Annotated in this window: 7 protein-coding genes and 1 pseudogene; 6 read left to right on the top strand and 2 right to left on the bottom strand. The window is 65.5% G+C overall.

Annotation, left to right across the window (positions count from 1 at the left end):
- From EOA60_RS38665 to EOA60_RS02195, 4 genes are all read left to right on the top strand, one after another.
- Positions 1-601 (top strand): MFS transporter (locus EOA60_RS38665; protein WP_245502513.1); only part of this gene is annotated, 601 nt, incomplete at its 5' end.
- A 17-nt stretch (positions 602-618) separates the two neighbouring features.
- The gene (nirB, locus tag EOA60_RS02205; RefSeq protein WP_095824988.1) at positions 619-3,069 is read left to right on the top strand and encodes a nitrite reductase large subunit NirB; all 2,451 of its coding nucleotides are present in this window, start codon (positions 619-621) and stop codon (positions 3,067-3,069) included.
- A 58-nt stretch (positions 3,070-3,127) separates the two neighbouring features.
- Positions 3,128-3,457: a nitrite reductase small subunit NirD gene (gene nirD, locus EOA60_RS02200; RefSeq protein WP_095824989.1), complete on the top strand. Its 330-nt coding sequence runs from the start codon at positions 3,128-3,130 to the stop codon at positions 3,455-3,457.
- 3 nt (positions 3,458-3,460) lie between these two features.
- On the top strand, positions 3,461-6,130 hold the full coding sequence (locus EOA60_RS02195) for a nitrate reductase (RefSeq protein WP_095824990.1): 2,670 nt from the start codon (positions 3,461-3,463) through the stop codon (positions 6,128-6,130).
- A 16-nt stretch (positions 6,131-6,146) separates the two neighbouring features.
- Here the strand turns inward: EOA60_RS02195 and EOA60_RS02190 are convergent, their stop codons facing one another.
- Both EOA60_RS02190 and EOA60_RS02185 read right to left on the bottom strand, forming a co-directional pair.
- Positions 6,147-7,364, bottom strand: coding sequence for an FAD-dependent oxidoreductase (locus EOA60_RS02190; RefSeq protein ID WP_095824991.1), 1,218 nt, complete (start codon positions 7,362-7,364; stop codon positions 6,147-6,149).
- A 15-nt stretch (positions 7,365-7,379) separates the two neighbouring features.
- On the bottom strand, positions 7,380-8,144 hold the full coding sequence (locus EOA60_RS02185) for an aldolase/citrate lyase family protein (protein ID WP_095824992.1): 765 nt from the start codon (positions 8,142-8,144) through the stop codon (positions 7,380-7,382).
- Positions 8,145-8,248: 104 nt separating this feature from the next.
- Between EOA60_RS02185 and EOA60_RS02180 the strand changes: the two genes are divergently transcribed.
- Together EOA60_RS02180 and EOA60_RS02175 are read left to right on the top strand one after the other, a co-directional pair.
- A complete protein-coding gene (locus EOA60_RS02180; RefSeq protein ID WP_095825035.1) occupies positions 8,249-9,139 on the top strand; it encodes a 2-hydroxy-3-oxopropionate reductase in 891 nt (296 codons plus the stop codon).
- Positions 9,140-9,142: 3 nt separating this feature from the next.
- Positions 9,143-9,670: pseudogene (locus tag EOA60_RS02175) on the top strand (shikimate dehydrogenase); the annotation flags it as partial.

Genomic DNA, 9,670 nt, shown 5'->3' with positions numbered 1-9,670 from the left:
TGCGTTCGTGGCGCTCTCGCTCTGGCTGCCGCGCTATCTGATCGGCGTCTATGGCTTCGGCATCGCCACCGCCGGCATGATCGGCGCCGCCTATTCGATCCCCGCAAGCATTTTCCGCGCTTATGGCGGCGTGCTTTCCGACCGCATCGGCGCCCGTACCGTGCTCTATTGGACCTTCGCCGTATCTGCCGTCGCGACCCTCGTTCTGTCTCTCCCCTCGGCAGATTACGTCGTGCGCGGTATCAGCGGGCCGATCCCGTTCCATGTCGAGATCGGCCCGCTCGCCTTCATCGCCGTCGCCTGCGTGCTCGGCTTCTTCATGAGCCTCGGCAAGGCCGCCGTCTACAAGCACATCCCCGTCTACTACCCGCAGAGCGTCGGCGCGGTCGGCGGGGTGGTGGGCATGATCGGCGGCCTCGGCGGCTTCATCCTGCCGATCGCCTTCGGCGCGCTGAACGACCTCACCGGCGTCTGGTCGAGCTGCTTCATGCTGCTGTTCGTCAGCGTGGTCTCGTGCCTTCTCTGGATGCACGCCACCATCCGCCGGATGGAGCGCGCGGCCGCCGTAAAGCCCGCGCCCCTCACCTACGCCGCCGAATAGATCGGAGCTGACCGGACATGAGCGAGAAACTCGTCATCATCGGCAACGGCATGGCCCCCGGCAGGATGCTCGAGCACCTGCTGGAAGCTGCACCCGACCGCTACGCCGTCACCATCTTCAACGCCGAGCCGCGCGTGAATTACGACCGCATCATGCTGTCGCCGGTGCTTTCGGGCGAGAAGGAGTTCGAGGAAATCGTCATCCATGGCGACGGCTGGTACATCAAGCACGGCATCACCCTCTACAAGGGCCACAGGATCGTCGCCATCGACCGCGACGCGAGGACCGTCACCTCGGACCACGGCGTGACCGAAGGCTACGACAGGCTGATCATCGCCACCGGCTCGGTGCCGTTCATCATCCCGGTGCCAGGCAAGGACTTGCCGGGCGTGCTCAGCTACCGCGATCTCGACGACGTCAACGCCATGCTGCTTGCCGCGCAGTCGCGCGCCAAGGCGATCGTCATCGGCGGCGGCTTGCTCGGCCTTGAAGCGGCGGCCGGGCTTAAAGAGCGCGGCATGGACGTGACCGTCCTGCACGTCATGCCGACACTGATGGAGCGCCAGCTCGATCCGGCTGCCGGCTATCTGCTGCAGAAGGCCGTCGAGGCGCGCGGCATCAAGGTCATGACCAAGGCCAACACCAAGGCCATTGTCGGCAATGGCAAAGTCGAGGGCGTCGAACTCATGGACGGCACGATCATTCCGGCGACGCTGGTCGTGATGGCGGTCGGCATCCGCCCGAATATCGCGCTGGCCAAGGACGCAGGGCTGGAAGTCAATCGCGGCATCGTCGTCGACGACCGCATGCAGACATCCGATCCGGCGATCATGGCGCTCGGCGAATGCGCCGAGGTCGGCGGCCATGTCTACGGGTTGGTCGCGCCCCTCTACGAGATGGCCCGCGTCGCGGCAGCCGGGCTGGCGAACGGCGAGGACAGGCGCTTCGTCCATTCCGACACGCCGACCAAGCTCAAGGTCACCGGCATCGACCTTTATTCGCTCGGCGACTTTGCCGACGGCGACGACCGCGAGGAGATCATCCTGCGCGACGCATCGGCCGGCATCTACAAGCGGGTCGTGCTGCAGGACAACCGCATCATCGGCACGGTGCTGTTCGGCGAGACCGCCGACGGCGCCTGGTTCAATGATTTGAAGAAGAAGGCGACCGACATCTCGGAGATGCGCGACACGCTGATCTTCGGCCAGGCATTCCAGGGAGGCGCTTCCTCGGACCCTTTGGCGGCCGTTGCGGCACTGGCGGATGATGCGGAAATCTGCGGCTGCAACGGCGTCTGCAAGGGAAAGATCACCGGCGCGATCACCGGCAAAGGGCTGACCGGGCTCGACGACGTGCGCGCCCACACCAAAGCCTCGGCCTCGTGCGGCTCGTGCACGGGTCTCGTCGAACAACTCCTGAAACTCACGCTGGGCGAGGCCTACAATCCGGCGGCCGTGCAGCCCATGTGCGGCTGCACGAGCCTCGGTCATGACGACGTGCGGCGCCTGATCAAGGCGAAGGGGTTGAAAACGATACCGGCCATCATGCAGGAGCTCGAATGGAAGACCTCCTGCGGCTGCGCGAAGTGCCGGCCCGCGCTCAACTACTATCTGGTCTGCGATTGGCCGGACCAATATGCCGACGACTATCAGTCGCGCTTCATCAACGAGCGTGTGCACGCCAACATCCAGAAGGACGGCACCTATTCGGTCGTGCCGCGCATGTGGGGTGGCGTCACGAGCGCGAGCGAATTGCGCGCCATCGCCGACGTGGTCGATAAGTTCGACATCCCGACCGTGAAGGTGACCGGCGGCCAGCGCATCGACATGCTTGGCATCCGCAAGGAGGACCTGCCTGCGGTATGGGCCGATCTCGGCAAGGCTGGCTTCGTCTCAGGTCATGCCTACGCCAAGGGCCTGCGCACGGTGAAGACCTGCGTCGGCTCCGACTGGTGCCGTTTCGGCACCCAGGATTCGACGGGGCTGGGCATCCGCATCGAGAAGTTCATGTGGGGTTCCTGGACCCCGGCCAAGGTGAAGATGGCGGTCTCGGGATGCCCGCGCAATTGCGCCGAAGCGACCTGCAAGGATGTCGGCGTGGTCTGCGTCGATTCTGGCTACGAGATCCACTTCGCTGGCGCCGCCGGCCTCGACATCAAGGGCACCGAAGTGCTCGGTCTGGTGAAGACCGAGGACGAAGCGCTGGAGGTGATCGTGGCGCTTGTCCAGATGTATCGCGAGCAGGCCCGCTACCTCGAGCGCATCTACAAATGGGCCAAGCGCGTCGGTGCCGCCGAGATCAAAAAGCAGGTCCTGGAGGACGTGGAGAAGCGCCGCGCCTACTTCGAGCGCTTCGTCTTTTCGCAGAAATTCGCGCAGGTCGACCCGTGGTCCGAACGCGTCTCCGGCAAAGACAAGCACGAGTTCCGGCCGCTGGCCTCGGTCGGGTTCGCCGAGGCGGCCGAGTGATGGAGAAGTTCGCGCCATCCTGGACGCTCGCCTATCAAGCAAATACGGGAGTGCCCCAATGAACTGGATCGCAATCGGCTCCGTTTCCGACGTCCCTCGCCGCGGCGCGCGTTGCGTGGCCACCCCGCAAGGCAAGATCGCCGTTTTCCGCACCGCGGATGACCAGGTCTTCGCCATCGAAGACCATTGCCCGCACAAAGGCGGGCCGCTCAGCCAGGGCATCGTCCATGGCGCGGCGGTGACCTGCCCGCTGCACAATTGGGTGATCTCGCTGGAGACCGGCAAGGCGCTCGGCGCCGACGAAGGCTCGGTTAGGACGATCCCGGTCAGGATCGAAGGCGAACGGCTGTTCATTGCGCTCGAAGCGTTGGCCTCGAAAGCAGCCTGAGCCATGGAAGAAGCACGCGAGGTGAGGACCACCTGCCCCTATTGTGGGGTGGGGTGCGGCGTGGTGGCCGAGATCGCCGCGGGTGGCAAGGCAACCGTCCGCGGCGATCCCGAGCACCCGGCCAATTTCGGCCGCCTTTGCTCTAAGGGTGCCGCGCTTGCCGAGACGCTCGGCCTCGATGGCCGCTTGCTTCAGCCCGAAATCCAAGGCAGGCAGACGAGTTGGGACGAAGCGCTCGACCTCGTCGCCGCGAAATTCTCGGACGCGATTGCCGAGCATGGGCCGGACTCGGTCGCCTTCTATGTCTCCGGCCAGTTGCTTACCGAAGATTACTACGTCGCCAACAAGCTGATGAAAGGCTTCATCGGCTCGGGCAATATCGATACCAATTCGCGGCTGTGCATGGCGTCGTCGGTCGCCGGCCACCGCCGCGCTTTCGGCGAGGACATCGTTCCCGGTGTCTATGAGGATTTCGAGCACGCCGATCTGATCGTGCTCACCGGCTCCAACACCGCATGGTGCCACCCCGTGCTCTACCAGCGCATGCTCGCGGCGCAGCGCGAACGCGGAACCAGGATCGTCGTCATCGATCCGCGCCGCACCGCCACGGCCGACGAATGCGACCTGCACCTGGCGCTTGATCCGGGCACGGACGTGCTCTTGTTCAACGGCCTTCTGGCGCATCTCGTCCAGAGCGGAAAGATCGACGCGGATTTCATCCGCACCAGCACATCGGGCTTCGAAGCCGCTGCCGCGCTGGCCGGTGCCGATGCGCCGTCGATCGCGCGCGTCGCAAAAGGCTGCGGGCTGGTGGCCACGGATGTCCAGGCCCTTTATGAGATCTTCGCCGGCACCGAACGGACGGTCACCGTCTACAGCCAGGGCGTCAACCAGTCGGCACATGGAACCGACAAGGTCAACGCCATCCTCAACTGCCACCTCGCCACCGGCCGCATTGGCAAGCCAGGCATGGGGCCGTTCTCGGTCACGGGCCAGCCGAACGCCATGGGCGGCCGCGAGGTGGGGGGCCTCGCCAACCAACTTGCCGCGCACATGGACTTCGCGGATCAGGCCGCTGTCGAGCGGGTCTCCCGCTTCTGGAAGGCGCCCGGAATCGCGCGACGCGGCGGGCTGAAGGCCGTGGACATGTTCCAGGCGGTTGCCGACGGCCGCATCAAGGCGCTGTGGATCATGGGCACTAATCCCGCGGTGAGCATGCCGGACGCGTCGCGCGTGCGCGCCGCCCTGTCCAAATGCGATTTCGTCGCGGTTTCGGATGTGACCCGCACCGACACCACGCGCTATGCCGACGTGCTGCTGCCCGCCGCTGCCTGGGGCGAGAAGGACGGCACGGTCACAAATTCGGAACGGCGCCTCTCGCGTCAGCGGCCGTTCGTGCCGTCGCCGGGCGAAGTGAAAGCCGATTGGCGCATCATCTGCGAGGTCGCCGCGCGCATGGGCTTCGGCGATGCTTTTGCCTACCAGACGCCGGCCGAAATCTTCCGCGAGCATGCCGCGCTCTCGGCTTTCGAGAACAATGGGGGGCGCTTGTTCGATCTGGGCGGCCTGATGGACCTCAGCGATGCGGGCTATGCCGGCTTCGCGCCGCGCCACTGGCCGGCACCAGAATCGCGCGAGTACCAGACGAGATTGTTTGCGGACGGTCGTTTCCCGACACCGGACGGCCGTGCGCGTTTCGTGCCGGTGCGGCAGGAGGCGACGGCGTTTACAGTCGATGCGGACTATCCGCTTGCGCTGAACACGGGCCGGTTGCGCGACCAATGGCACACCATGACGCGTACCGGCACCGTGCCGCGCCTGATGGCCAACACGCCGGAACCGGCGGTCGACCTCAATCCGGCGGATGCGGCCGCGCACCAGCTCAAGGATGGTGACCTTGCCCATCTGTCGACGCGCTTCGGTTTCGTGCGCGCGAGAGTACGTGTGACCAACGCGCAGCGGCGCGGCCATGCCTTCATGCCCATGCATTGGAGCAGCCAGTTCGCGGCCAGGGCCGCCACCGGCCTGCTGTCCTCGCCTGTCACCGACCCGCATTCCGGCCAGCCGGAACTGAAGCATGTCCCAGTCAGAATCGTGCGCGAAAACACTGGATGGGCCGGCGTGCTCATCACGCGGCGCGACCTCAGGCCGACCGGTTTCGTCCACTGGAGCCGCTACGCGGTCGAAGGCGGCTGGGTCTACGAACTGACGGGGACCGAGCCGCCGGACCAGGGCATTCTTCTGGCGCGCAAGCTGCTCGGCGTTCAACGGCAGGATCAACTGCTCGAATACACCGATCGCCGCGGGCTCGCTTATCGCGCCGCTGCGATCGACGAAGGCGGCGCCATGGCTGAGGCCGTGCTGATCGCCGCTCCAGACCAGTTGCCGACGCGGGACTGGCTGGTCTCGCTGCTGGCCACCCGCCAGCCGCTGTCGGCAGGCGATCGCCATGCGCTTCTTTCCGGGCGTTCACCAGCGCCGATGCCCGCCATCGGGCGGGTCGTGTGCTCATGCTTCCACGTCGGCGTCAACCAGCTCGCTTCGGCGGTCGCTGCGGGCTGCGACAGTCTGGAGGCGATCGGCTCGACGCTGCGCGCCGGAACCAACTGCGGGTCGTGCCGCTCGGAGATAAGGGCGATCATCGACGCCCGGCACGTTCAGGCCGCCGAGTGAAATTCTCCGGAACAGCTCAGATCACCGCTTCTTCCAGGAACGGTTCGTTGCGCGGGATGCGCTCGTAACAGAACGGTGACAGGTCCAGCGTCTGGAAGGCGCCGTGAACGATCAGCTCCGACACCGCGCGCCCGACCGCCGGCGACTGCTGCAGGCCGTGCCCTGAGAAGCCGTTGGCGAACATGAAGTTCTTCACCTCCGGGTGAAAGCCGACGATGCCGTTGTGGTCGAGCATGTTGTATTCGTAGTGGCCGGTCCAACTGGTCTGGACCTTGAGCGCGTCGAAGGCCGGAATGCGGTGCCACAGCGCCGGCCAGATATAATCGTCGAACTCCTCGAAATGCATTTCGAAATCGTCGTAATCGGCCGGCCCGTCGCCCTGCGGCGTGTTGCCGGTAAGGAAGAGCTCGCCTTCCGGGCGCACGAAAGTGCCGGAAAGGTCGATGACGTTGGGCATTCGCCCAGGGATCGGGTTGGCGCTGGCGAAGACGAAGCTGTAGCGCTTGTACGGGGCTACCGGGATGGAAAGGCCGGCCATGGCAGCGACCTGCTGCGCTCGCGGGCCGGCGGCGTTGACCAGGGTTCCGCAAGCGACTGTCTCGCCGGTCGCCAGCCGAGCGGAGACAACCCGCCCATCGACGACATCCAGTCCGGTCACGGCATTTTCGATGTACTCGACCCCGCTGGCGCGGGCGGCGCGGCGGAAGCCGTTCAACATGCCCATGGAATCGAACCAGCCCTCTTCGCGCGCACCCCACGAACCGCCGCCGAGGTCGTCGACATTCAGCCAGGGGAAGCGTTCCTTCAGCGGACCCGGCTCGAGGAAGACGGTGTGGGCGCCGAGGCTGCGCTGCAGCTCGACCCGCTCCTTGGCCGCCTCCACGCCTTCCGGCGAGCAGCAATAGAGATATCCGTGCTCCTTGAAGCCGAGATCGGGCGCCGGCTCGTTCGTGTAGAAGGGCGCCATCCGCTCCTGGAAACCGCGGATGATCTCGATGCCGAACTGGCTGATCTTCACATTGATCGGATTGGAGTATTGCTGGCGGATGGCGCTGGTGGAGAGCGCCGTCGAGGAGAATTCGTAGCTGGAGTCGCGCTCGACCACGAGGATCGAGGCGCCACTGCCCAGCGCTTGGCTCAGCCAATATGCCGTCGACGAGCCGATGACGGCACCGCCGACGATGACGATGTCGTAGGCGTAGCGCGAGGGTGCTTTGTAAGGGGGGATCGCCACGGCCGTCTCCCGAGTCTAGAGGTTGAAGGACGCAATCAGGGCGTCCGAGCCCCGCGCCAGCAGGCCGAGGTCGGAACCGACGGCAACCATGGTGAAGCCGTCGGCGAGATAACGGTCGGCGTCGGCCTTCACGGGAGCCAAAATCCCGCTCGCCTTGCCTGCCGCGGCCGAGGCCTTGCGCACGGAAGCGATCGCTTCCTGCACATGCGCAGCGCCGGGATTGCCCATCGCACCCATATTCGTGGAAAGATCGCCGGGCCCGACAAACAGAACGTCCACGCCTTCCACCGCTGCGATCTCAGCCGCATTGGCGACGCCGGCCGCGTCCTCGATCTGCACGGCCAACAGCTGCTGCTCGCGCGCTTTCGCATGATACCCGGCGATACGGCCGAAGGCGTTGGCGCGATGGCCGACCGAGAAGCCGCGGAAGCCGCCCGGAGCATAGGTCATCGCCGCGACGATTGCGCGCGCCTGGTCCGGCGTGCGCACATTCGGAATCATCAGGCTGCGGGCACCGACATCCAGGGCCTGCTTCATCAGGTTGGGATCGTCGGACGGCAGGCGCACCACCGCCTCGCACGGAAATGCCGCCGCGACCTGAAGCTGCGCCATGATGCTGCGCAGATCGTTGGGGCTGTGCTCGCCGTCGATCAGCAGCCAGCCCGCTCCGGAACCAGCCACCACTTCTGTGGTCAGCGCTGAAGCCAGCGAGCACCAGATGCCGATATGAGGCCGGCCGGCCTTAACGGCCGCCTTCAGCGAATTGACGCGCTCTTGCATTTGCGATCGGTCTCCAGTGGAAGAGGCATTGAAATTTGTATGATGTCCTATATCATACGCCTCCATTGAGCTGCAAGACGCTCTGGCGAGCACGGGAGTTGCGCATGAAAATCGGTTTCATCGGACTTGGCGTCATGGGCGCGCCCATGGCGCGGCATCTTGCCGATGCCGGGCACGAGATCGTCACGGTGCTCAATCGCTCTCCTCTGCCTGCCGATCTGAAAGCGTCGGTGCTGACTTCCCCGGCGGAAGTGGCGCGGGTTTGCGAAATCATCATCACCATGCTGCCCGATACGCCCAACGTGGAGCGCGTCCTGCTCGGGCCGGGTGGCGTGCTCGAAGGGATTTCAGCCGGCAAGCTGGTCATCGACATGAGCTCGATCAGCCCGATCGCCACCGCGCAATTCGCGGCGAAGTTCAGGGAAGCGGGAGGCGGCTTCCTCGACGCACCCGTCTCCGGCGGCGAGGTCGGCGCAAAAGCGGCGAGTCTCACCATCATGGTCGGCGGGCCGGCTGCCGAATTCGAGCGCGCGCTGCCCATCTTCGAAAAGCTCGGCAAGAATATCACCCTGATCGGCGAGAAGAACGGCGCCGGCCAGACCTGCAAGATAGCCAACCAGATCATCGTCGCGCTCAACATAGAAGCCGTTGCCGAAGCGCTTGTTTTTGCCAGCAAAGCGGGCTGCGATCCGGCGAAGGTCCGAAGCGCGCTGATGGGCGGCTTCGCCTCGTCCCGCGTGCTCGAAGTGCATGGCGAGCGCATGATCGCCCGCACCTTCGCGCCGGGCTTCCGCATCCGCTTGCACCAGAAGGATCTCAACCGCGCGCTCGAAAGCGCCCGCGCGCTTGGAGCCGCCCTGCCGAGCACGGCGCTGGCGCAGCAACTGATGAATGCCTGTGCGGCCCGCCCGGGCGGCGCGGAAGCAGACCACTCGTCGCTCGTCCGGGCTCTCGAGGTCCTGAGCGATCATGAACTGTCAAACGGAAAGGAATAACCGATGCGCGGAACCGGCAAGGCCGATGTCTTCGTCATGCTGGCCCATCCCGTGGGCCACGCGAAAAGCCCTGGCATCTTCAACGAGATCTTCGAGCAGAAGGGGCTCGACAGTCTGATGGTGCCGCTGAGCTGCCGTCCGGAAGATTTCGATACTTTCTGGGCCGGCATCACGGCGGCGGAGAACATCCGCGGCGTCATCATCTCGGTGCCCTATAAGGTCCCGGTCTACCACAAATGCGCCGCCGCCCACGATCGCGCCGCGCGCGTGCAGAGCGCGAATTCCGTGCGCCGGCAGGGGGACGGCACCTGGTATGCCGACAATTTCGACGGCGTCGGCTTCATCGACGGCTTGAAGGCCGGCGGACACCGGATCGCCGGCAGGCGCATCCTCCAGGTCGGCGCAGGCGGTGCGGGCGCATCGCTGACCTACTGCCTCGCCGAGGAAGGCGCGACGGAGATTCGCCTCGCCGACATCGACAGGGGACGCGCGCAAAAGCTCGCTTCGCTGGTCAGCAGGTCGTTCCCCGAT

The organism is Mesorhizobium sp. M1A.F.Ca.IN.020.06.1.1, assembly GCF_004023265.1.
Taxonomy (GTDB): Bacteria; Pseudomonadota; Alphaproteobacteria; order Rhizobiales; family Rhizobiaceae; genus Mesorhizobium.
The sequence above is the reverse complement of the archived record's forward strand: the minus strand, read 5'-3'. Positions and strand labels throughout refer to the sequence as shown.

Bases quoted from the DNA above. Each gene is read 5' to 3' on its own strand.
- nirB (WP_095824988.1), top strand. From the start codon at position 619: ATGAGCGAGAAACTCGTCATCATCGGCAACGGCATGGCCCCCGGCAGG.
- nirD (WP_095824989.1), top strand. From the start codon at position 3,128: ATGAACTGGATCGCAATCGGCTCCGTTTCCGACGTCCCTCGCCGCGGC.
- EOA60_RS02195 (WP_095824990.1), top strand. From the start codon at position 3,461: ATGGAAGAAGCACGCGAGGTGAGGACCACCTGCCCCTATTGTGGGGTG.
- EOA60_RS02185 (WP_095824992.1), bottom strand. From the start codon at position 8,144: ATGCAAGAGCGCGTCAATTCGCTGAAGGCGGCCGTTAAGGCCGGCCGG.
- EOA60_RS02180 (WP_095825035.1), top strand. From the start codon at position 8,249: ATGAAAATCGGTTTCATCGGACTTGGCGTCATGGGCGCGCCCATGGCG.